The organism is Bradyrhizobium ontarionense, assembly GCF_021088345.1.
Classification (GTDB): domain Bacteria; phylum Pseudomonadota; class Alphaproteobacteria; order Rhizobiales; family Xanthobacteraceae; genus Bradyrhizobium; species Bradyrhizobium ontarionense.
Genome location: NZ_CP088156.1, coordinates 2,328,587 through 2,350,645, shown reverse-complemented (window position 1 = coordinate 2,350,645; position 22,059 = coordinate 2,328,587). Strand labels below are relative to the sequence as shown.

17 protein-coding genes are annotated in these 22,059 nt (G+C 65.0%); 12 read left to right on the top strand and 5 right to left on the bottom strand.

From position 1 onward, the window contains the following. Positions 1 to 3: 3 nt before the first annotated feature. The 5 genes from ccmE (at position 4) to LQG66_RS10700 (ending at position 6,914) form a co-directional block, all read left to right on the top strand. Positions 4 to 558, top strand: coding sequence for a cytochrome c maturation protein CcmE (ccmE, locus tag LQG66_RS10720; protein WP_231326191.1), 555 nt, complete (start codon positions 4 to 6; stop codon positions 556 to 558). Next, positions 555 to 2,534, top strand: coding sequence for a heme lyase CcmF/NrfE family subunit (locus LQG66_RS10715; protein ID WP_231326190.1), 1,980 nt, complete (start codon positions 555 to 557; stop codon positions 2,532 to 2,534). Before ccmE ends, LQG66_RS10715 begins: the two co-directional genes overlap by 4 nt. 5 nt (positions 2,535 to 2,539) lie before the next feature. Continuing rightward, positions 2,540 to 3,028, top strand: coding sequence for a cytochrome c-type biogenesis protein (locus tag LQG66_RS10710; RefSeq protein ID WP_231326189.1), 489 nt, complete (start codon positions 2,540 to 2,542; stop codon positions 3,026 to 3,028). 135 nt (positions 3,029 to 3,163) lie between these two features. Next, positions 3,164 to 4,507 carry a methyl-accepting chemotaxis protein gene (locus LQG66_RS10705; protein ID WP_231326188.1) on the top strand — a complete coding sequence of 448 codons (1,344 nt, stop codon included), beginning with the start codon at positions 3,164 to 3,166 and terminating at the stop codon, positions 4,505 to 4,507. Between the two features lie 397 nt (positions 4,508 to 4,904). After that, positions 4,905 to 6,914 carry a HAMP domain-containing methyl-accepting chemotaxis protein gene (locus tag LQG66_RS10700; protein WP_231326187.1) on the top strand — a complete coding sequence of 670 codons (2,010 nt, stop codon included), beginning with the start codon at positions 4,905 to 4,907 and terminating at the stop codon, positions 6,912 to 6,914. A gap of 241 nt (positions 6,915 to 7,155) precedes the next feature. On the opposite strand, the gene LQG66_RS10695 is transcribed toward LQG66_RS10700, so the two are convergent. Continuing rightward, on the bottom strand, positions 7,156 to 8,304 hold the full coding sequence (locus LQG66_RS10695) for a hypothetical protein (RefSeq protein ID WP_231326186.1): 1,149 nt from the start codon (positions 8,302 to 8,304) through the stop codon (positions 7,156 to 7,158). Positions 8,305 to 9,639: 1,335 nt separating this feature from the next. Here LQG66_RS10695 and LQG66_RS10690 point away from each other — a divergent pair. After that, the gene (locus LQG66_RS10690; protein ID WP_231326185.1) at positions 9,640 to 11,226 is read left to right on the top strand and encodes a Do family serine endopeptidase; all 1,587 of its coding nucleotides are present in this window, start codon (positions 9,640 to 9,642) and stop codon (positions 11,224 to 11,226) included. Positions 11,227 to 11,517: 291 nt separating this feature from the next. Then, positions 11,518 to 12,198 (top strand): response regulator transcription factor, encoded by a 681-nt coding sequence (locus tag LQG66_RS10685; protein ID WP_231327742.1) that lies wholly within the window; start codon positions 11,518 to 11,520, stop codon positions 12,196 to 12,198. Between the two features lie 16 nt (positions 12,199 to 12,214). Here LQG66_RS10685 and LQG66_RS10680 read toward each other — a convergent pair whose 3' ends face one another. The 4 genes from LQG66_RS10680 to LQG66_RS10665 are packed head-to-tail and all read right to left on the bottom strand — an operon-like array spanning position 12,215 to position 16,050. Next, positions 12,215 to 13,186, bottom strand: a complete 972-nt coding sequence (locus tag LQG66_RS10680; protein ID WP_231326184.1) for a peptidyl-alpha-hydroxyglycine alpha-amidating lyase family protein — start codon at positions 13,184 to 13,186, stop codon at positions 12,215 to 12,217. Positions 13,187 to 13,220: 34 nt separating this feature from the next. Further along, positions 13,221 to 14,054 carry an SDR family NAD(P)-dependent oxidoreductase gene (locus tag LQG66_RS10675; RefSeq protein ID WP_231326183.1) on the bottom strand — a complete coding sequence of 278 codons (834 nt, stop codon included), beginning with the start codon at positions 14,052 to 14,054 and terminating at the stop codon, positions 13,221 to 13,223. Further along, the gene (locus LQG66_RS10670; RefSeq protein WP_231326182.1) at positions 14,051 to 14,809 is read right to left on the bottom strand and encodes an SDR family NAD(P)-dependent oxidoreductase; all 759 of its coding nucleotides are present in this window, start codon (positions 14,807 to 14,809) and stop codon (positions 14,051 to 14,053) included. The genes LQG66_RS10675 and LQG66_RS10670 overlap by 4 nt, the downstream gene beginning before the upstream one ends. After that, on the bottom strand, positions 14,806 to 16,050 hold the full coding sequence (locus LQG66_RS10665) for an enolase C-terminal domain-like protein (protein ID WP_231326181.1): 1,245 nt from the start codon (positions 16,048 to 16,050) through the stop codon (positions 14,806 to 14,808). The genes LQG66_RS10670 and LQG66_RS10665 overlap by 4 nt, the downstream gene beginning before the upstream one ends. 280 nt (positions 16,051 to 16,330) lie before the next feature. Here LQG66_RS10665 and LQG66_RS10660 point away from each other — a divergent pair, with 280 nt between their 5' ends. The 5 genes from LQG66_RS10660 to LQG66_RS10640 are packed head-to-tail and all read left to right on the top strand — an operon-like array spanning position 16,331 to position 22,055. Continuing rightward, the gene (locus tag LQG66_RS10660) at positions 16,331 to 17,992 is read left to right on the top strand and encodes a GH3 auxin-responsive promoter family protein (protein WP_231326180.1); all 1,662 of its coding nucleotides are present in this window, start codon (positions 16,331 to 16,333) and stop codon (positions 17,990 to 17,992) included. Positions 17,993 to 18,019: 27 nt separating this feature from the next. Beyond that, positions 18,020 to 19,102: a phytanoyl-CoA dioxygenase family protein gene (locus LQG66_RS10655; RefSeq protein ID WP_231326179.1), complete on the top strand. Its 1,083-nt coding sequence runs from the start codon at positions 18,020 to 18,022 to the stop codon at positions 19,100 to 19,102. A gap of 10 nt (positions 19,103 to 19,112) precedes the next feature. After that, positions 19,113 to 19,949, top strand: a complete 837-nt coding sequence (locus tag LQG66_RS10650; RefSeq protein WP_231326178.1) for an alpha/beta hydrolase — start codon at positions 19,113 to 19,115, stop codon at positions 19,947 to 19,949. Then, positions 19,946 to 20,944 (top strand): NAD(P)-dependent oxidoreductase, encoded by a 999-nt coding sequence (locus LQG66_RS10645; protein ID WP_231326177.1) that lies wholly within the window; start codon positions 19,946 to 19,948, stop codon positions 20,942 to 20,944. The genes LQG66_RS10650 and LQG66_RS10645 overlap by 4 nt, the downstream gene beginning before the upstream one ends. Then, on the top strand, positions 20,886 to 22,055 hold the full coding sequence (locus tag LQG66_RS10640) for a 2-hydroxyacid dehydrogenase (RefSeq protein WP_231327741.1): 1,170 nt from the start codon (positions 20,886 to 20,888) through the stop codon (positions 22,053 to 22,055). Before LQG66_RS10645 ends, LQG66_RS10640 begins: the two co-directional genes overlap by 59 nt. Positions 22,056 to 22,059: the final 4 nt, after the last annotated feature.

The following is a 22,059-nucleotide window of genomic DNA, read 5'->3' as shown; positions in this document are numbered from 1 at the left end:
GGGATGACACGCAAGCAAAGGCGTTTGACGATCATCGGCGGGGCGCTGTTCGTGCTCGCGGTCGCCGCGGCGCTGGTTCTCAACGCGCTGCGCGACTCCATCGTGTTCTTCTCGACCCCGACCATGGTCGCGGAGAAGCATGTCGGCCCGGGCACGCGCTTCCGCCTCGGCGGCCTGGTGCAACCGGGATCGCTGAAGCGCGGCGACGATCTCGCGGTGACGTTCGAAGTCGCCGATGGCGGCGCCAAGCTGCCGGTCGCCTACAAGGGCATCCTGCCCGATCTGTTCCGCGAAGGGCAGGGCGTCGTCGCCGAGGGCGCGCTCGATGCTGCCGGCGTGTTCAAGGCCGACACCGTGCTCGCCAAGCATGACGAGACCTACATGCCGAAGGAAGTCGCCGACAGCTTGAAGAAGCAGGGCCACTGGAAGGACGATTACGGCAAGCCGCAAAGCGCCGCCAAGCCGGCCGGCGCAGCCAGTCCGGCCGGCGCAGCCAGTCCAAGCCCGGTGTCGATGCGCGAGGGCGCTGACAAGAGCGCTGCAGGAGCGACCCAGTGATTGCAGAGAGCGGACATTATGCCCTGGTGCTGGCGCTGGCGCTGGCCCTGATCCAGTCCACCGTGCCGATGCTCGGCGCCCGCCTGCGCGACGTCGCGCTGATGAACGTGGCGCGCTCGGCGGCGCTGGCGCAGCTCGTGTTCGCCGGCCTGTCCTTCATCGCGCTGATCACCTTGCACGTGACGTCGGATTTCTCCGTCGCCAACGTGTTCGAGAACTCGCATTCGATGAAGCCGCTGCTCTACAAGATCACCGGCGTCTGGGGCAATCATGAAGGCTCGATGCTGCTGTGGGTGTCGATCCTGGCGCTGTTCGGCGCGATGGTCGCAGCCTTCGGCAACAATCTGCCGCTGTCGTTGCGCGCGCGCGTGCTCGGCGTCCAGGCCTGGGTCGCGAGCGCGTTCTATCTCTTCATCCTGATGACCTCGAATCCGTTCGCGCGGCTCGCCACGCCGCCGATCGAAGGCCGCGATCTCAACCCGGTGCTGCAGGACATCGGCCTCGCGGTGCATCCGCCGATGCTCTATCTCGGCTATGTCGGCTTCTCGATCTCGTTCTCGTTCGCCATCGCAGCGCTGATCGAGGGCCGGATCGATGCGGCCTGGGCGCGCTGGGTGCGGCCGTGGACGCTGATGGCCTGGATCTTCCTGACGCTCGGCATCGCCATGGGCTCGTACTGGGCCTATTACGAGCTCGGCTGGGGCGGCTGGTGGTTCTGGGACCCGGTCGAGAATGCCTCGCTGATGCCCTGGCTCGCCGGCACCGCGCTGTTGCATTCTGCCGTCGTGATGGAGAAGCGCAACGCGCTCAAGGTCTGGACCATCCTGTTATCGATCCTGACCTTCTCGCTGTCGCTGCTCGGCACCTTCCTGGTGCGCTCCGGCGTCATCACCTCGGTGCATGCGTTCGCCAGCGATCCCACGCGCGGCGTCTTCATCCTCGGCATCCTGGTGCTGTTCATCGGCGGCAGCCTCACGCTGTTCGCGGGGCGCGCCACCGCGCTGAAGCAGGGCGGGCTGTTCGCGCCGATCTCGCGCGAGGGCGCGCTGGTGCTCAACAATCTCCTGCTCACGGTGTCCTGCGCCACCGTGCTGTTCGGCACGCTCTATCCTGTCATCATGGAGGCGCTGGACTTCAAGCTCTCGGTCGGCGCGCCGTTCTACAATCTGACCTTCGGTCCGTTGTTCGCGCTGCTGCTCCTGATGGTGCCGTTCGGCCCGATGCTGGCGTGGAAGCGCGGCGATCTCGTCGCCGCCACGCAGCGGCTGCTCGCGGCGGGCGTGGCCTCGCTGGTGGCGATCGCGATCGCCTGGGCCTGGGCGCGCGGCGGCAGCGCATTGGCGCCGCTCGGCATCGGCCTCGGCGTGTTCGTCATCACCGGGTCCGTCGTCGATCTCGTCGAACGCACCGGTCTGGCCCGCGTGCCCTTCAAGACCGCGCTGCATCGAACCCGCGGCCTGCCGCGCTCGGTGTGGGGCACGGCGTTCGCGCATGCCGGTCTCGGCGTCGCGCTGCTCGGCATCGTCTGCGAGACCACCTGGAACAGCGAGCTGATCAGCACGCTCCGTCCCGGCGACGTCCGCAACCTCGCCGGCTACGAGATCAAGTTCGACGGCATGACCCAGCGCCAGGGCCCGAATTTCAGCGAGGTCGTCAGCACCTTCATCGTCAGCGAGGACGGCAAGCAGCTCAGCGTGATGACGCCGTCGAAGCGCAGCTTCGCCACGCGCGGCATGTCGACCACGGAAGCCGCGCTGATGACGCGCGGCGTCAGCCAGCTCTACGTCTCGCTCGGCGACACCACCGCCGACGGCGGGCTTGCCGTGCGTATCTATCACAAGCCGCTGGTGCTGCTGATCTGGTTCGGTCCGGTGCTGATGGCGTTCGGCGGGCTGCTGTCGCTGTCGGATCGCCGCTTGCGCGTCGGCGCCCCGCAGCCGGCGCGTGCTGTTCGCGGCCTGCAGGCGGCGGAGTAGGGCGGATGCGCCGTCATCTCGGCCTCGCCTGTCTCGCGCTGCTCCTGCTCGGCGCGCCCGCCGCGCAGGCCGTGCAGCCCGACGAGATCATGGCGGATTCCGCCAAGGAGTCTCGCGCGCGCGGTCTGTCGCGCGAGCTGCGCTGCATGGTCTGCCAGAACCAGTCGATCGACGATTCCGATGCGCCGCTGGCGCGCGACCTCAGGCTGCTGGTGCGCGAGCGTCTTGCTGCAGGTGACAGTGATAATCAAGTGCTCGACTTCCTGGTCGCGCGCTACGGCCAGTTCGTGCTGCTCAAGCCGCGCTTCGAGCGCCAGACCTTGTTGTTGTGGCTGCTGCCGCCGGTGCTGCTGCTCGGCGGCGGCCTCGTGCTGTGGCTGCAGGTGCGGCGGCGTGGTCAGCGCGGCACCGAGGTCACGCCGAAGCTGACGGCGGAGGAGGAGGCGCGGCTCGCCGCGCTGATGTCAGCCGAGGAGCCGCCGCCGGCGTCGTAAGCCGGAATTCTACGGGGAAATTCCGCAGGGATTCCTGCGAATTCTTCGCGGATCGCAGTTGTTAGTTTTCATCTTATTTTACCTTTGTCTGAAAGGCTGGCGCGAACCTTCGTCTGACGCGTCCGGGTAAACTCGATGTTCTCAAACAGCAATCTGACGATCCGCTTCCTGGTCGGAGGCGTCGTCGCCTCGCTTCTGATGCTGTTGGCGATCGGCGGCGGCACCGGCTTCATCGCGGTGCTCTATCTCAACAACCAGATCACCAGCCTGTCGTCTGATTTCGCGACCCTCAGTGGCCCGGCCCGCGATCATGCCATGCTGATCTATCAGCAGGCGCAGTCGGCGTTCTCCTACTTCCTGATGGCCTGCGTCGCGATCGCCGTGTTCGCCAGCGCCGTCTGCCTGATGACCTATTCCGCCGTGCAGAACGGCATCCTGCGCCCGCTCGCCTCGATGGTCCAGGCCATGCGCGACGTCGCCGATCAGAAATACGACATCCGCATTCCCGGCCTCGGCCTGTCCAACGAGATCGGCCAGCTCGCCGGCGCGCTGGAAGTGTTCAAGACCAACGGCCTCGAGCGCCAGCGCCTCACGGAGCGCGAATTGCAGGAAGCGCAGCGCCAGGGCGAGCGCTCGCGCTATCTCGACGGCCGCATCCAGAGCTTCAACGAGCTCGTGGCCAACGTCGTCGGCAGCGTGGCGTCCTCGGCCATCCGGCTGAAGAGCAATGCCGAGACCTTGTCAGGCGCCGCCAATGACACCACGACCAAGGCCAATGCGGTCGAGGCCGCGGCCAACCACGCCAATCGCAGCGTCCAGACCGTGGCCGGCTCGACCGAGGAGATGACGAGCTCGATCGGGACCATCAGCCGCCGCGTCTCCGACGCCACCCAGCGCGCCGAGGGCGCGGCGTCGCAGGCCGAGAAGAGCAAGAACACCATTCACGCGCTGTCGGATGCCGCCGAGAAGATCGGCGCCGTCGTGCAGCTGGTGCAGGCGATCGCCTCGCAGACCAACCTGCTGGCGCTGAACGCCACCATCGAGGCCGCGCGCGCCGGCGAGGCCGGCAGGGGTTTTTCGGTGGTCGCCTCCGAGGTGAAGAACCTCGCCAACCAGACCAGCAAGGCGACCGACGAGATCTCGGCCCACGTCGCCAGCATCCAGGGCATCACGGCGGAGACCCGCGGCGCCATCGACGGCATCTCGACGACCTTGAGCGAGATCAGCGCCATCATGTCCGGTATCGAGGTCGACACCTCGCAGCAGCGCAACGCCACCCAGGACATCTCCAAGAGCGTCCAGGAAGCCGCCCGCGGCACGCTCGACGTCTCCAACCACATCGCCCAGATCACCTCGACCTCGGCCGAGACCGGCCGCATGGCCAACGACGCCCGCGACGCCGCCGGCGAGCTGTCGCAGCAGGCCGAGACGCTGAAGCGCGAGGTGGATGCGTTCATCATCAGCGTGAAGGCGAGCTGATCAGGCGGCGCACGCGCGCCATACGCACAGCGGTCATCTCCGCGAAGGCGGGGATCCAGTACGCCGCGACCTCTCGATGAATCGCGACCGTCTCCTGGGACTCGGTCTACCCATGCCGCAGCTAGCAATCTATCGATCGAGAGGCCGCGGCATACTGGGTTCCCCGCCTTCGCGGGGAACGACATTTGAGAAGGGCCGCGCGAGCTTGCGTCACGGCGTCAGGGCCAACGGCGCGCGTCGCCCGCGGTACTCTCTAACCCGGCATTAGCAAATATCCCTCATCGTGCAGATGCGCAGCTGCGAGTCGCCGGACCAGGCGGCCGATGTTGCAAGGCAGGTGCGTGGCGATATCGGCTCGCCCGCCTGCCGCTCTTTGGGGGAGGGGCGGACAGGGAAAATGATGAGCTTCCGTTTGAAGATCAGAGGGCGTCTCTACGCCGGCTTTGCCGCGCTCGTGGCGGTGAGCGTGATCATGGCCGCCGTGGCGGTGTGGAATCTGTGGGCCGTGCGCGACCAGGTCGCCAGCATGTCGGCACTGTCCGACAGCACCGCGCGGATCCTGCAGATCTCCAATCACCTGCAGGCGATCCAGCGCGCCAATTTGCGCTATATCCATGACGCGAACGAGCCGGCCCTCAAGGAGGCCGCGGACCGCGAGAGCGCGGCGACCGAGCTGCTGCAGGCGGCCACGAAGGACCCGCTCTCCGCGGAGCGGCGCAAGCTCTATAACGATCTCGCCGGCAACATCGCCCGGATGAAGACGCAGCGCGACGCGCTGCAGGACGCCGTCAAGCAGATCAAGACGGGCCGGGCGGCGCTGCTGCCGGGTGGCGAGGATCTCGCCGCCAAGACCGCAAAACTCTCGATCGCGGCGCGCAGCTCCAAGGAGCCCGAGATCATGACCGCGGTCGCGGACATCGACTCCCGGCTCCAGCTCGTCCGCATCGCGACCTGGCGTTTCCTGGCGCTGCGCGACACCAAGTCGGCCTCTGCCTTCCGCGCTGGCGTCGACAATGTCGAGCAGCGGCTGGCCGCGCTGGAGAGCGCGACGCCGCCGGCCAACGTGCAGTCGGCGATCGCGCCGGTGAAGGCCTCGCTGGAGCTCAACAAGAACGCGTTCGAGGCGACCGCTGCCGCGGCGCTCAAGTCCGAGGACATCTACGCCAACGCCATCGAGCCGCTGATCGCAGGGAGCATCGACACGCTCAAGGCCGCGGAAGCAAACGTGAATGCCGAGTATCACGCCTCGCGCGCGACGGCCGAGAGCGCCATCGCGAGCACGACCTCGCTGCAGATCAAGGTCGGCGCCGCCGCCATCCTGTTCGGCTGCCTGGTCGCCTTCCTGATCGCCCGCGGCATCGTCGGTCCGCTGGCGTCGATGACAACAGCGATGGGATCGCTCGCGAGCGGCGATGTTGCGGTGGAAATTCCCGGACGCGGCCAGCACGACGAGATCGGCGCCATGGCGACGGCGATCCAGGTGTTCAAGGACAACATGGTCGAGACCGAGCGGCTGCGCGCCGAGCAGACCGACGCCGAGGCGCGGCAGGCGGGACAGCGCAAGGCCGATATGGCCAAGCTCGCCCGTCAGTTCGAGCAGGCGGTCGGCGAGATCGTCGATGCGGTGTCCCACGCTTCGAGCGAGCTCGAAGCTTCCGCCGGCACCTTGACCAGCACGGCCTCGCGCGCCCAGGACCTGTCGACCGAAGTGGCTGCCGCGTCGCAGGAGGCGTCGTCCAACGTGCAGACGGTCGCCTCCGCGGCCGAACAGCTGTCGTCCTCGGTGAGCGAAATTTCCCGCCAGGTGCAGGAATCCGCGCGCATCGCCGGCGAGGCGGTGACGCAGGCCAACCGCACCAATGAGCGCGTCGGCACCTTGTCGAAGGCGGCCGCGCGCATCGGCGACGTGCTCGAGCTGATCAGCAACATTGCCGGCCAGACCAATCTGCTCGCCCTGAACGCCACCATCGAGGCGGCGCGCGCCGGCGAGGCCGGCCGCGGCTTCGCGGTCGTCGCCGCCGAGGTCAAGGCGCTCGCCGAGCAGACCGCAAAGGCCACCGGCGAGATCGCCCAGCAGGTCTCCGGCATCCAGGCCGCCACCGAGGAGTCGGTCGGCTCGATCAAGGAGATCGGCAGCACCATCGGCCGGCTGTCGGAGATTGCGGCGGCGGTCTCCGCCGCAGTCGAGGAGCAGGGCGCCGCGACCCAGGAAATCTCCCGCAACGTCCAGCACGCCGCCAGCGGCACCCAGCGCGTCTCCCGCAACATCGACGACGTGCAACGCGGCGCGTCGGAGACCGGCTCGGCGTCCTCCCAGGTACTGACGGCGGCAAGGTCGCTGTCAGCGGAAAGCGGGCGGCTGAAGAGGGAGGTGAGCCGGTTCTTGGGGTCATTGCAGGCGGCGTGAGGGGGGCGATGTGTTGCCCGGCCAGCGACGCGTAGGGCGGATTAGCGCAGCGTAATCCGCCATCTCTACCCGAGCACGAGCGGCGGCTTACGCCTCCGGCTAAGCCGCCCTACGTACTGCCCATGGGGCGGGCTGTCCCCGTAGCCCTGATGAGCGCAGCGACATCCGGGTTCACATGAGCTTTAGAGATGGCCCCGGATGTCGCGGCGCTCATCCGGGCTACGGGCTTAACTCGCAGTCGTCATATGGGATTAGCAAGCCATTTGATGATTGTCCGTTTGCGCCGCGATGCGGGCCAGCCGAGTGTGCTGAGTAGCTTGTGACTGAGGTTGTGCTTGGCCCATTCGTATCCGTGGAGATAATCAAATAGGTACAAGATGTCTGACACGTCATTTAAACAAGAAGTCAGGTCGTCAGGTTTGATTTCGATCGCCCCCGTATGGATAAGTTTGTTTCGAGTGGTTGCGTATTGCTCCACTCTCTTGAAGACTGGCTTTAGCTTATCCCAATAGTTTACTGGCCGTCCGCGGCTAGCATGAAGCTCAGGAATATAGGATCTTAGAATTTTATGGATGGGAGGCGATGGGAGTTCGGCCAGTAGCCATTGCATCTCGGGCGAAAGATTGCCGAGATATGTTTTAACGCCGACTTCAAGCGCAGAAATCGCGACTATATAAGCGCTTCGCGGCGAATTGCCTCGCAATGCCCTTGCTTCCCTAAGTAGCTCGTGCGCAATCCCTTCCTCCGCGGTCCCGTTGTCCCATGCACTCTTCAAGTCGGCTTGGTCTTCCTCTTTCCACTCGATTCCCGCGGGACCCTCGAATGTCTTTTCCTGGGCGCGAGCACGCACGAGATGGTAGGAGCCTCCCTCAGTGCTCCAATAGAGTGATGAATGAGATCTGGAAAAGATCCAGTGCGGCCCGTCGATGCTTTGCTGCCATCGAAGAAGTCGAACGAACCTTTCGGCCTTGCTCGATAGCGTCGACTTTACTGACTCAAAAAGGTTCTGAACCTCGGGCGGATAAAGTTCAAAAGGTACACCGAATCCTTCAGATAGATTTCCATGCGCGTCGATAAGGGTTCTCTCGCCACGATGATATGGAAGCGTTATTGGCATTCGGTCGTACGTTTCAAACTTGCGAGCGCCGAGCGAAGTAATAAATCTCTTTGCGCTATGAGAGGCCGGGGCGCTCGTCTCGGCTTGAAACACCAATGGTCTAAAAGGGTCGATTGCTGGGTTCCGTGGGAAAAGCTTGATCTTTATTCCCGTGCTTTCATCCGTGAAGTGTAGACCTCCGGGAAGCTCTGGGTTGAAGCTGATTTCCTCGAGTTCGCCTTCCAGCAAGAACTGAATGTTTGACGCTTCTGTACCGTTAGAAGCTTCGCTCATGCGAGATAGCTCCGTCACTGCCTATGGCCGTTGCGGCTAACTTTCCGTCTTGAGGCACCCGCTAAGTGTAACATGTACGCGTCGCGCGAAGATCATTATATTCGTTGAACTGTCCATAGATTCCGAAAATCAAAAATCCTCTTGCCTCCCCACCCAAATCACCCGTATGTTCGCCCCCGTTCCGTTCCGCTGAGGGAGCGTATCGCGATCGTCACGGACGCGGGTTTCGGAATGCGATGGACGCGGGCTGCCGCAGCGGGGCTTTGGCTTCGCCGACGAACGGCGGTGTGCGGACGTGAAATCGTGTGGTCCTGGTCGCCCGACGCTGCGGCCAAGCCGGTGGTGATGATCCGCCGGTCGCGGGGGCAAGACAGCCGGTCCCCGGGGAGATCACGTATAAGCGTTAACACCATCGCACAGGGAGGGCCGGGCGTGTTCGGCCAGACCTGTGGTACCTGCCGCCTGCATTTTTTTACGCAGGCGGGCCACGGGCGCGGCCAGCGCCCGGCCTTCCCTGTGCCCTCGCTGTGAGGGTGCGAGTTCAAGGGCATGACTCGGGCGCGAAATGCGTCGCGAGAGCGATGATGCTTATCCCCAGGGCTGTTTGATAGTTTGGATCGTGATCTCACCGCGTGTCATTGCGAGCGCAGCGAAGCAATCCAGAGTCCCTCCGCGGAAAGATCCTGGATTGCTTCGCTGCGCTCGCAATGACGGAGATTGGGACGGGCAGCCTCGCCCCAAAGACACGGTCATCCTCCGTGAAGGCGGAGGATCCAGTACGCCGAGGCGGTGATTGCTGAGCCGGGAGGCGCGGCGTACTGGATTCCCCGCTTTCGCGGGGAATGACAGTTGAGGATGGGGCGGGAGCTTGTGCGAGAGCGACAACGGCGGTGATTCCCGCATGTCGCTTCGCTCATGCGGGCTGCCCAGGCGCAGCCGCGACGGGAGGGCGGATGGGCGCGAGCATCATCGGCCGTGGTGGCCGGGCGGTGGAGCGGCGGCGGGTTACGCCTGCGGCTAACCCGCCCTACGGAGTGAGGGTGGGGCGCATACGGAGCGAGGGCGGGGCGCTATGCGACTTTGGTCGGGCCGGCCACATTGATGGCGGTCTTGCGGCCTCAAGGGACTTCGGCAAGCGGCTGAAAAGGAAGGGATTTTTGCCTGTGGCCCACCATCTGCGCCATTCCGCCACAGTCCCGATGTCCATCTATTACAAAAGTTTAACGCCGCAGCCAGCGCGCCGTAAGGCGGCAGGGACCATGTTCACTGCCGAACGGGGCGCACAGCCCGGGACCGAGTTTCATCTTGACCAAAATCGCTTGCGGAGAAAACCGTATGACTGACCGTCCGACCGACCTGTCTTCCCTTCCGTCCTATCGCCCGTCGCGCCGCGGCCTGTTCTCGGCGCGCAAGTTCGCGCTGATGGCCTCCGTCGTCGCGGGCCTCGGTGTCGCCGCCTATGGCCTCAGCCCCTCGAACGCGCCGCTCGATCTGTTTGCGACCCCGGCGCATGCGCAGGTCGCCAATGAGGTCAGCAAGGTCGCGCGCCCCGTCGGCTTTGCCGACATCGTTGAGCGGGTGAAGCCGTCGGTGATCTCGGTCAAGGTCAACATCCAGGAGAAGGTCGCCAAGGACGACAGCGCCGACGAGGATACGCCGTTCCAGCCGGGCTCGCCGATGGAGCGCTTCTTCCGCCGCTTCGGCGGTGAGAACGGCATGCCCGGAATGCCGGGCGGGCGTGGCGGCCGCGGCGGCCGTGCCGTGACCGGGCAGGGCTCCGGCTTCTTCATCTCCGCCGACGGCTATGCCGTGACCAACAACCACGTGGTCGACGGCGCCAACAAGGTCGAGGTGACGACCGACGACGGCAAGACCTACAGCGCCAAGGTGATCGGCACCGACCAGCGCACGGATCTGGCGCTGATCAAGGTCGAGGGCAGCTCGAACTTCCCGTTCGCCAAGCTCGCCGACGGCAAGCCGCGCATCGGCGACTGGGTGCTGGCGGTCGGCAATCCGTTCGGCCTCGGCGGCACCGTGACCGCGGGCATCGTCTCGGCCGTCGGCCGCGACATCGGCAACGGCCCGTATGACGATTTCATCCAGATCGATGCGCCCGTGAACAAGGGCAACTCCGGCGGGCCCGCGTTCGACGTTGACGGCAACGTCGTCGGCGTCAACACCGCGATCTATTCGCCCTCCGGCGGCAGCGTCGGCATCGCGTTCTCGATTCCCGCCTCGACCGTCAAGACCGTGATCGCGCAGCTCAAGGACAGCGGCTCGGTCAGCCGTGGCTGGATCGGCGTGCAGATCCAGCCGGTCACGCAGGACATCGCCGACAGCCTCGGCATGAAGAAGGCCGAAGGCGCGCTGGTCGCCGAGCCGCAGGCCAACGGTCCGGCCGCCAAGGCAGGCATCGAATCCGGTGACGTCATCACCTCGGTCAATGGCGAGGCGGTGAAGGACGCGCGCGAGCTCGCCCGCACCATCGGCGGCCTCGCGCCCGGGGCCTCGGTCAAGCTCAACGTCCTGCACAAGGGCCAGGAGAAGGCCATCAACCTGACGCTCGGCAAGCTGCCCAACACGGTGGAAGCCAAGGCCGACACCGGCGGCGACAGTGCCAGCCCGACCCGCGGCGCCGACGTGCCGAAGCTCGGCATGACCGTCGCGCCGGCCTCCAGCGTGGCCGGTGCCGGCAAGGATGGCGTCGTCGTCACCGAGGTCGATCCGAAGAGTGCGGCGGCCGATCGCGGCTTCAAGGAAGGCGACGTGATCCTCGAAGTCGCCGGCAAGACCGTCGCTTCGGCCGGTGATGTGCGCGACGCCATCAATGCGGCCAAGTCCGACAACAAGAACAGCGTGCTGATGCGGGTGAAGAGCGGCGGCCAGTCGCGCTTCGTCGCGGTGCCGCTGGCCAAGGGCTGAGCAAGGGCTGAGCCGGAGGTTTCACGAGATGGGAGGGTCGCCGGCACGTTGCCCCCGCGTCGGCGGTCCTTCCTGGGGGCGGGCGAAGTCCTGCTCCCATTACACCTTCCGTTGGACAACGCCCCCCTCCGTCGGAAGGAACTCGGGCGGTGAAGTCCCCCAGCTTCACCGCCCACCTTACCAGCCAGGCTTGCGCGCTCCGTTAACCCCCCTGGTGCGGTCCGCCTTGCGCGGAAACCGCGGCCGCGCCATGTAGATGGACATCGAACCGTGACCGCCCCCGTTTCCGAAATGCGCCTCCTGATCATCGAAGACGACCGCGAGTCCGCCGACTATCTCGTCAAGGCGTTCCGCGAGGTCGGCCATGTCGCCGATCTCGCCAGCGATGGCGAGGAGGGCCTGTCGATGGCCGAGAGCGGCGATTACGACGTGCTGGTGGTCGACCGCATGCTGCCGAAGCGCGACGGCCTGTCGCTGATCGGCCTGTTGCGCGACAGGGGCAACCGCACCCCGGTTCTCATTCTGTCCGCGCTCGGCCAGGTCGATGACCGCATCAAGGGCCTGCGCGCCGGCGGCGACGATTATCTGCCGAAACCCTATGCCTTCGCCGAGCTGCTCGCCCGCGTCGAGGTGCTGTCGCGCCGCCATGGCGGTCCCGCCGAGGAGACGACCTACAAGGTCGGCGATCTCGAGCTCGACCGTCTCTCCCATCGCGTCGCCCGCGGCAAGGACGAGCTGACCTTGCAGCCGCGCGAATTCCGCCTGCTCGAATATCTGATGAAGCATGCCGGCCAGGTGGTGACGCGCACGATGCTGTTGGAAAACGTCTGGGACTATCACTTCGACCCGCAGACCAACGTGATCGACGTCCACATCTCGCGGCTGCGCTCCAAGATCGACAAGGGCTTCGATCGCCCGCTGCTCCATACCATCCGCGGCGCCGGGTACATGATCCGTGACGGGATGAGATGAGATCCAGACCGCGGCCTCAAGCAGGCGCCGAGGCAAGCCTGGTCAGCTTCTGCAGGCAGCGCAGCTCCCGCGGCGGCTCGAGCGGCGGCTTGATGGACGGCCAGACCGCATTGGACACTTCGGCAACATAGATGTCTCCGTGGGAATCGACGGCCACACCATGCGGCGCGATGAACTGACCGGGCGCTTCGCCGGCATGCAAATGGCCGAGCCGAACGACGGTCGCGCCGCGGCTGTCGACGATGGTCACGCGCGGTCCGAGATTCGGGGCATTCTTGTTGACGGGAAGCGAGGGGCCGAGCTCTCCGACGTAGCAGAGCTGCTGCTTTCCCGGCGGCATGTAAAGTCCGCATGGACGATGAAGGTTGTTCCATTGAGTCTCGTAGCGACCGTTCGCATCGAACACCTGGATGCGGTGGTTCTCTCGATCCGCGACATAGACCCATCCCTCCGCGTCGCAGCAGATGTTGTGCACGATGTTGAACTGGCCCGGGTCGCTGCCGGATTCGCCCCATGACATCAGATGTTTCCCAGATGGCGAGAATTTGTGGCAGCACGCGTTGCCATAGCCGTCGGACACGTAGATGTCGCCGTTCGGCGCGTGAGCCGTATGCGTACACCGATGGAACGGCTCTCCACTCATGTAGGGCGACGGCCGCATCGGAATTCCGATCGTGAGCACAACCTTCCCATCCAACGTGCACTGTCTGATGGTATGATCGCCGTCGTCGGTCAGGAAGATCGTGTCGTCCGGTCCCATGTGCAGCCCATGCGGCCGCGCGAACAAGCCTTCACCCCAGGACCGGAGGAACCGGCCGTCCTGATCATAGACGATCACGGGATGCGCGCCGCGGTTGAAGACGTAGACGCGATCCTTCCGGTCGACGCCGACCGCGGCGACGTCGCCATAAGACCAGCCGTCCGGCAGCTCGCCCCAGCCCTCGGTGACCATGTAGCGAAAATCGCCGCTGCCCAGGATGACTGACATTCGCTGCTCCTCCATCGATACGCGCTTCCGGCCGTTATTTGCGTTCGGCCACCAACGCCTGCCCGGCCGTGACGCCGCCATCGACCACCACGGTCTGCCCCGTCACATAGGAAGCCATGGGAGAGCAGAGCCAGAGAACAGCCTGTGCAATCTCATCCGGCTGTCCGATCCGGCCGAGTGGCGCGCGTGATCCGCGAGCGCTCAGTTGCCCCTCGGTCGGGTAGATGCTCCTGAGCATCGGCGTGTCCGTGCTGCCGGGGCTCACCGCGTTGACCCGAATGCCGCGGCGCGCGTATTGAAGTGCGGCCGACTTGCTGAGGCCGATGACGCCATGTTTGGTTGCGCTGTAGATGGCGCTCTGGGCATGTCCGATATGCCCCGCGACCGATGCGCAATTGACGATCGCGCCGCCGCCCGACTCCAGCATCGCGCGAATCTCATGCTTGGTGCACAGCCATGTTCCGCGCAGATTGGTCGCGACGACCTGATCGAAATTGTCGCGATCGTCCTCGTGGAGCGGAGCGAATTTGCCGAACGTGCCTGCGTTGTTGAACGCAGCGTCCAGCCGGCCAAACCGGCGGACGGTCATGTCGACGAGACGCGTGACGCTCTGCTCGTCCCGCACGTCGGTCGGCACGATCATCGTTTGATCCGGCGGGAGCGCGGCCAACGCCTGATCGCTGGAGCCGATCTGTCGTCCCGCCAGGACGACACGAGCTCCGCAGGCCGCGAATGCCAGCGCGGCGGCGCGGCCGATGCCTCGGCCGGCGCCGGTGACGATGATGACCTTGCCGCCTAACCCGTAGTCCGCTGATGGGCTGGCGACCCGCTCGGCCGTCGCCGTTCGTTCCGTGGTCGTCCAGTTCATATGAACAGCCCCCCATTGATGTCGATCACCGTCCCGGTGGTGTAACCCGCCTCCTGCGAACACAGATGGATCACAATGGCAGCTGCCTCATCCACAGTGCCCAGTCGCCCGATCGGAATGCGTTCGGTAATATTTCGTCGCCGCTCAGGGCTATGCTTCGCCCAGGCTGCCTGGATGCGGTCGGTGGCGATCGGGCCGTGCGCGACTGCATTGACGCAGACGCCGTCGGCCGCAAGCTCATAGGCCGTTTGCTTGGTCAGCCCGATGACGGCCGCCTTTGCTGCGACATAGGCGGCGTTGCTGAAGTAGGAGTAGGTGCGGCCGGCGATCGACGCAAAGTTGACGATGCGACCCCACCGTCGCCGACGCATCGCCGGCGCGCAGAGACGCGTCATGGTGAAGGCGGTCGTCAGATTGTGCCGCACCGATGTCTCCAGGTAAGTTTCATCGAGGTCCGCAAGCGGGATGGAGTTCGCGTCGCCTCCGACGGCATTCACCAGGATGTCCGGACGCTGGGCATCCGAGAGCCCTTGGATGGCGTCGCTGATTGCTGCGATATCGGTGACGTCGATCGGCAGGCACAGGGCACGGTGATCGCCGATCTGACGGCGGAGGGCGTTGAGTGCGGCCGTGTCTTTGTCGACCAGCAGGAGCCGTGCTCCTGCATCTGCAAGCCGGCGCGCGACCTCGGCGCCGATGCCGGCGCCCGCTCCGGTGACGAGGGCCATTTTGTGTTCGATCGACGATGTCGTCATCCCCGAGCCTCAGCGTTCCAAGTGGTAACGCGCCGTTCTGCCTCGACGAGAGCGGAACGAGGTGTTGTCGCGACATGCGAGAAGGCGTGCCTTGCGTGCGCCCACAACGCCGGTCCCGGAACGAGACCGTGCCCGTGGCCAGACAGTGGCGGCGCAAGATAGGTTTTGCGATCAATCTGGAAGGGAGGGATCGTCGTGTCGTGAGGAAACCATTCGTCTGCGCGTCCAACCTCGCAGGCGCTGGCGTGACGTAGCGATGTCGCGAGCGCGCGTCCCGCGGCCCAGAGCGGGCCATGTTCGCCAACCTGGACGCCGATCTGATAGCCGAGGCCGGAATGAAACGCCGTATCGGCCAGGCCTGCCGCTCGAAGTGGGCCACCACATTTCGATACGCGGATATTGACGAGATCGCAGGCGCGCTGGTCGATCGCCGCGGCGAGATCGTTCTCTTCCACGAATGATTCATCCAGCATCAAAGGGATGCCGGTCTCCTCGCGCAATTGCCGGAGGCCCGCCCAGTCCCTGGGCCGCAGCGGTTCCTCGAGCCATGCCACGCCAAGACCCTGCAACTGCCTGCAGGCGGCAATCGCCTGTGGCAGAGTCCATGCCGCGTTCACATCCACGGAAAGCGAGATCGATGGCGCAATCAGGTCGCGAAACCGTCTCACGCGTTCCACCGCCTGATCGCCATCCGCTCCGACTTTCAGCTTGACGTGCTTGATGCCGTTCGCCAGTGCGAGCTCGTGCGCGACCATCTCCTCTGGAGAGGTCGAGAGGTCGACGACCAGAGCGGCTGAAATGGCGCAAGGCACGGGTCGCAACATGTCTTCGCCGAGGCCTGCGGCGTGCAATGCAGAAGCCATTGGTCGGCCGTGGAGTCGGCAGGCCACGTCAAGAAGGGCCATCTCCAAGGCGCAGGCCGCAGCGGGCGACAGCCGACCATCGACGGACAGCATCTTCGGCAGCGCCAGATCCTTCAGGCTTGCGACGACGGCCTGAAGCGAACGCCAGTCGATCAGCGCATCGAGTTCGTTCAATGCGCAAGAGGCGAGGGCCTTCAGAACGGTCCCGGTGGTTTCGCCCGTGACGTAAGGACGAGGGGCTGCTTCGCCATAGCCGGTTACGCCATCGACATCGACGCAGACCAGAATGCCATCGCTCTCGTGGCGCGCCATGGTTGCATGAACGAAGACCCGGTGCATCGGCATCGCAATCGCGTAGACGTCCATCAACTGTATCATTGCATCCGTCCGATCCGCTGAGACCAAGACATTGCCAAACTCCGAAGTGAACGTCGTTTTAGAATTTCTAGAACCGGGACAGGAAATCTAAATTGACGCTTTGCGCGAGCCGTCAGTATCAATCCCTGCGAGACGTCGATGATCTACAAATGAAGATAGGTCGGACATCATGCAGGACCTTTCCACAGAACAGAGTCGTGTTTCCCGCATCCAGCATGGTGGAACGGCTGGCGTCCGAACGACGAGCGTCGTCGGAGGCGGCGCCGACGACGTGAGCCGCATGGCCCGCTTTTGCGCGCAGAGCGAGGCGGCGCTCGATCGCCAGCGCCTGATCTGTCAATCTCCGCATGCGACTGTTGGGACGGTCTTCCACGATGTGTTGCGCGAACTGACTGGAACGGCATTCGAGCGGGAGCACGCGCTCGCGGGCGTGTGCAGCTTCGATGAATTCAGGCGGGCAGTGCCGATCCGCAGTTACGGTCAGCTCAGGGGCTATATCGATCGACAGCTTTCCCGGGAGCGAAAGGTACTTACGCGGGACGATCCCTATGCGTTTCTGAAGACGTCAGGAACCACCGGCCAAGAAAAGCTGGTCCCGACGACACGGCATTGGCGGCTCGCCTATCGCGGACCGGCGCTTTACGCGCAATGGGGCCTCTATTTCAGGCTGCTCCGGCTGGATACGCCGAAGGTCGAGAACGTGCTGGATCTGTCATGGGAGCCGCAGACCGCGAGGCAGAGCATTCAGGGATTTCCCGTCTACAGCATTACACAGCGGCCGGAGCCGCTCGGGGAGTCCGACTGGTTGCCGCCATGGTACGGCGCGCCCTGGTTCTCATGCGAGAGCGATCCCGACGGGTATGCCGAGCGGCTCTACCAGCGGCTGCGCATGCAGGCATTCTGTGACGTGCGGCTGATCGTTTCGGTGAACCCGAGCAAGATCATCATGTTGGCGGAGACGCTGCGGCAATTTGCAACGCGGCTGATCCGCGACGTCAGGGGCAGCGCCTCGGCTCCGGGCGGTCAGGACCTCGCGCGACGCCTGGAAGGGCAGCTCAAATTGCGCGGCGGTGAATTGCTTCTCTCTGATCTCTGGCCCAATCTGTCGCTCATCGTCTGCTGGAACAGCGCGTCAGCGCAGCTCTACGAGAATTGGCTCGATCGCCTGATCCCCGATGCTACGCGGCTTCCCTTCAGCACGACGGGTACCGAAGGCATCGTCACGCTGCCGGTCGACATGCACCGCAGTGCCGGCCCTCTCGCCGTGACCCAGGGACTCTACGAGTTCGTTCCGGTCGACGATATTCTGGAAAACGTCGCGCCATCGGAAAGTGCCGAAACGCTGACTTTCGAGGAGCTGGAGTTCGGGCGCTGCTACAGGCTCGTGATGACCCAGGCCAACGGTCTCTATCGGTATGACGTCGGCGATGTGTATCGCGTTGTGGGCTGGGTTGGGGCGGTGCCGAGGCTCGAGTTCGTCGGAAGAAGCGGCGCATGTAGTTCGTTCACCGGCGAAAAGCTGACCGAAGCTGATGTGTTCTCGGCGGTGTCGCGTACGATCGAATCTGGGTCGGCCGAGACGCCGAACTTCTGCTGCTTCCCGGTCTGGGGCACGCCGCCTCACTACGCTGTCGCGCTCGAGTGGTCGCCGAAGCTCGAGCTGATGCAGGCGACACTGGCAACGCGCATCGATGCGGCGCTCGGCAGGGTCAATCTGGAATACGGCGACAAGCTGTCCAGCGGCCGACTGGCGCCGCTGACGATAGTCAAGCTGGTCCCCGGCGCCTTCACCAGGCTTGCCGAGCACAGGATCAGCGGTGGAGTGGCTTCGGCGCAGGTCAAGCATCACTGGCTGCAGCGCGACGCCTCGGGGCTGAAGATCCTTCGCGATATTGGCATGCTGCTCGACGGGGCAGGCTCGTTCATTCCGTCATCGACGTGAATCGATCCATAGATGGAGTTGGCCACCATGACCGTATCAGGTTTGCGCATGCCGGCGCTCGACGCAGCCGACGTCGCTCGCTTCCAGGAGCAGGGATATCTGGTCGTCCGAGGTGTTCTGGACGAGGCGGATTTCGTTCCCGTGAGACGTGAGTACGACGAGTTGTTGCGGGAGCGGGTCAGGACGTGGCGCGCAAAAGGACTGTTCTCGGGCGGTGAGGATCATGGCGGGCTGCCGTTCCAGGAACACCTCAGGCGGCTGGTCGAGCTTCCGGGGTTTCCGCTTACGCTGCTTGCCGAGCTCGATATCACGTTGCCGCACATGCCGTTCTCGTTCATCCAGGATGACAGCGAGTTTCATGTCGGCCCCGGCGTGTTGTCGCTGGTCCAGAATCCGAAGGTGCTGGATGTGGTCGAGTGCATCCTCGGATCCGAGATCAATGCAAGCCCGAATCAGCATTGCCGGATCAAGCTGCCGGCGCGGGAGGTCCAGCAGTTCGGCGGCCGGAAGGGCGAGACGATCTACGCGCCGACCCTCTGGCACCAGGACGCGATGGGCCAGCTCCCGCAGTCGAACGACACGACCGTGCTGACGGTCTGGATTCCGACGACTGATGTCGACGAGGAGAACGGATGCTTGGCTGTCGTGGGGGGCGAACATAATGACGACTCGTTGCTGCCTTGGCCGATGGACGCTGCGCTGATCGATCGTCTTGAGAGGAAGAGCATCCCGTTGCCGGTCAAGTTCGGCGATATCGTGCTGTTGGACAAGAAGGCGCCGCATGGCTCCAGGTTGAACAAGACGGCACAGGTGCGCTGGAGCTTCGACTTCCGCTACTACCCGGCGCATCAACCGACCGATCGGCCGTGGTTCCCGAATATCCGCGTACGCAGCAAGGCGGACCCCGGTTCTGCCGTGGTTGATGCAGGAGCATGGCGGAAATCCTGGGAGGACGCCCGCGCGATGCTTGCGGGTCAGAAGCTGCCGCTGCCAGGGCGGCGTGAGTTCGCACAGGTCGTCGCGGACGGAATGATCCGGCGGTGGGAGGCCGGCGAATATCCGAGCTTTCCAGTGAAGGACGTTGCCGCAGCTTCGACTCCCACAGCCTGAGGCGCCTGAGATGGAGCGGGCGGCGATCAAGTGGATACGGGCGGTCGATGGCACCGAGCTCGCGCTTCATTGCTGGGCGCCTGCCAAGCCGAGAGCTGCCCTGTTCTACATCCACGGCATCCAGAGTCATGCCGGATGGTTGTTCGAGACGGGGCCGCAACTGGCGGCCAGGGACGTGGCAGTTGTCGCGCTGGACCGCCGCGGATCGGGCCGGAGTGGCGGCGAGCGTGGTCACGTCGCCACGCTCGAGCTTCTGCTGTCGGACTATCTGATGGGCATAAAGGCCGCGCGGGAGGTGATGCCGGATGCGCCGCTGGCGGTGCTGGGCCAGAGCCTGGGCGGCAGCATTCTCGCAGGATTATGCACCAGTGGGCGGTTGCGCGCGGAGGCATTGATTTTCTGCGCGCCCGCGCTGGGGCAGCAGCGGGCTCGCCATGATCCGGACAAGCTCGGCCGGTTCCGCGCGTGCAGAGGTCTTAGCCGATCCGCGGTCACGCTCAAGGACGAGGACTACACGGAGGAGGAGGTCTATCTGCGCTTCATGTTGGCGGATGCCCTGATGCTTCGCGAGGTTACTGACAGCACGCGGTCGACGCTGGTCCATCTTGAAGACGCATACGCGGAGACTGCAGCGACGCTGAGAGTGCCGACCTTCCTCGCCGCGCCGGAGCGCGATCCGATCATCGATCTCGCCGTTGCCCGCCGGTGGCTCGGCCGGCTGGTCGGGCCCTATCGCGAAACGGTCTTCGCAACCACGCATCACTATATCGAGTTCAGCCGGCAACAAGAGAGCTATTGGGACTGGCTTGCGGCGTGCGCGATTCCAGTCGAGGAGTTGCAGAGATGACCGACGGACGACGTCTTGCCGTATCCGGGTCGCTTCTGCACGATCGTCGCGTCGACATCACCGTTCCGGATTGCGGCGGCAACCCAGTCATTGAAGCCGCCTTTCGGCGACACCTGCAGGGGCAGGCCGGCGTGTTCATCCATCACGACCGTCCGGAGGACGCCGATGCGCTGGCGCGGCGGATCGGCGACGTGACAACGGTGCTCCAGTTCTTCTCGGCGCGCCCGCTGTCTGCCGGGGTGCTCGAGGCGTCGTCGGCCAAGCGGATCATTGTGGCGGGCCCGATCGGCGCGAGCGTCGATCTCGAAGCCGCCAGACGCAGGAACATGGCGGTCTACGAGACCCCCGGACTGGCGTCGGCCTCGGTTGCCGAATACACGATCGCGCTGGCGCTCGCCCTTGGCAGGCGGATGACGGATGGGTGTCTGGAGCTGAGGTCCGGACGATGGCATGCGACCTTCGGCCGGGGGCTGTTCGGCAAGACGGTCGGTATCGTCGGACTGGGCCGCGTCGGAGGCCGTGTCGCGGACCTGTGTAAGGCGTTCTCCGCGCGGGTTCTCGCCTGGAGCCCGTCGCTGACGGATGTGCGAGCCGCCGAACTCGGTGTCCGGCGAACGGAGCTGGACGAACTCGCAGCCGGCAGTGACGTGATCAGTCTGCATATGAGACTGAGCCCGACGACGAAAGGCTTGTTCGATGCGCGATTGATCGATCTGATGCGACCCACGGCGTTTCTGATCAACACCGCCCGCGCGGGTCTCGTGGATGGGGAAGCATTGCGGCAGGCGTTGAGCGCGCGTCGGATCGCCGGTGCGGCACTCGACGTTTTTGATGATGAGCCGATCGGACCGGGATCGCCCTGGCTCCAGACCGACAACGTCCTGCTCTCGCCGCACATGGCATGGATGAGCGAGGAGGCGCTGGAGGCATTTGTCGGTGCTGCCGTCGATTTTGCCATTCGTGGAGACGAATCGCGTGTCCGTCGTGTTGTCTGAGCCGGCGCAAGCCCGAGTAGCTGGCGTCACGGTGTTCGTCGGGAGCGACCGGGTTCTCGGTGACACCTTGGACCACGCCGCCGCAGCCTTGGGAGCGGCAGGTTGCAATGTTATCCGCGGACACAGCGAACCGCCGCCACACCGCACGCGCTACCAGCTTCCGACCGCCCGACGATACTTCGAGGCGGCATCTGTGCTCCTGATCAGCTCGCGGACCATCATCGATGCGGCGACGCTCGAGGTCGCGCCGCGGCTACACGGTGTCGTCTTCGCCTCGATAGGCACGGATTCGATCGATCTGCCGGCGGCGACCGACCGCGGCATCATCGTCGCAAACGGCGCGACGGCCGAAAACGTGGAAAGCCTGGCGGAAGCGACCGTGATGCTCATTGCGGCTCTCCTGCTGGACCTGCCGCGCAAGCAGCGCCAGTTCGCGTTGCGGTCCGCCCGTGCGCGGGCGGATGAACTTTCGGCGCGCATGGTGTCCGGCAGGACCATCGGGCTGATCGGGTTCGGTCGCATCGCGCGCTCCGTCACGCGACGTCTGCACGGCTGGGGCACCGAGATTCTGGCCTATGACCGACATCCGGATGATACGCCGGTCGCCGGCGTGCGCTTCGTGGAGCTTGACGAATTGCTGGCGCGCAGCGACGTCGTCAGCGTTCACTTGCCGTTGACCGCCGAGACGCGCGGGCTGCTCGGACCCGCGGAGTTCGCGCGGATGAAGCGCGAGGCCTGCGTCATCAACACCTCGCGCGGTGGCATCGTCGACGAGGCGGCGCTGGCGCAGGCGCTTTCTGCCGGACGGATCGCCGGCGCGGCCATCGACGTCTTTGAGACGGAGCCTCCCCCTGCAGATCATCCGCTTCGCGGCCTGGAGAATGTCATCCTCACCGAGCATACGGTCGGCTGTACGCGGGAGCTGTTCGCCTCGCTCGCGCCGACCGCGGTTGAGAACGTCATGTGTGTGATCCAGGGGCGGGATCCGCGGCACATCCGCAATCCGGCCGTGCTGCTCCGCTGGCGCGAACGATTTCGGCGGCTGTCGGCGCAGCAGCCGTGGCCGGGCGGCGACGCGAATTTGCAGTACGGGACAGGGGAGTACCGATGACCGC

Excerpts from the sequence above, each read along its gene's own strand:
- ccmE (WP_231326191.1), top strand. The coding sequence starts at position 4 with ATGACACGCAAGCAAAGGCGTTTGACGATCATCGGCGGGGCGCTGTTC.
- LQG66_RS10710 (WP_231326189.1), top strand. The coding sequence starts at position 2,540 with ATGCGCCGTCATCTCGGCCTCGCCTGTCTCGCGCTGCTCCTGCTCGGC.
- LQG66_RS10705 (WP_231326188.1), top strand. The coding sequence starts at position 3,164 with ATGTTCTCAAACAGCAATCTGACGATCCGCTTCCTGGTCGGAGGCGTC.
- LQG66_RS10700 (WP_231326187.1), top strand. The coding sequence starts at position 4,905 with ATGATGAGCTTCCGTTTGAAGATCAGAGGGCGTCTCTACGCCGGCTTT.
- LQG66_RS10695 (WP_231326186.1), bottom strand. The coding sequence starts at position 8,304 with ATGAGCGAAGCTTCTAACGGTACAGAAGCGTCAAACATTCAGTTCTTG.
- LQG66_RS10690 (WP_231326185.1), top strand. The coding sequence starts at position 9,640 with ATGACTGACCGTCCGACCGACCTGTCTTCCCTTCCGTCCTATCGCCCG.
- LQG66_RS10685 (WP_231327742.1), top strand. The coding sequence starts at position 11,518 with ATGCGCCTCCTGATCATCGAAGACGACCGCGAGTCCGCCGACTATCTC.
- LQG66_RS10680 (WP_231326184.1), bottom strand. The coding sequence starts at position 13,186 with ATGTCAGTCATCCTGGGCAGCGGCGATTTTCGCTACATGGTCACCGAG.
- LQG66_RS10675 (WP_231326183.1), bottom strand. The coding sequence starts at position 14,054 with ATGAACTGGACGACCACGGAACGAACGGCGACGGCCGAGCGGGTCGCC.
- LQG66_RS10670 (WP_231326182.1), bottom strand. The coding sequence starts at position 14,809 with ATGACGACATCGTCGATCGAACACAAAATGGCCCTCGTCACCGGAGCG.
- LQG66_RS10665 (WP_231326181.1), bottom strand. The coding sequence starts at position 16,050 with ATGATACAGTTGATGGACGTCTACGCGATTGCGATGCCGATGCACCGG.
- LQG66_RS10660 (WP_231326180.1), top strand. The coding sequence starts at position 16,331 with ATGGCCCGCTTTTGCGCGCAGAGCGAGGCGGCGCTCGATCGCCAGCGC.
- LQG66_RS10655 (WP_231326179.1), top strand. The coding sequence starts at position 18,020 with ATGACCGTATCAGGTTTGCGCATGCCGGCGCTCGACGCAGCCGACGTC.
- LQG66_RS10650 (WP_231326178.1), top strand. The coding sequence starts at position 19,113 with ATGGAGCGGGCGGCGATCAAGTGGATACGGGCGGTCGATGGCACCGAG.
- LQG66_RS10645 (WP_231326177.1), top strand. The coding sequence starts at position 19,946 with ATGACCGACGGACGACGTCTTGCCGTATCCGGGTCGCTTCTGCACGAT.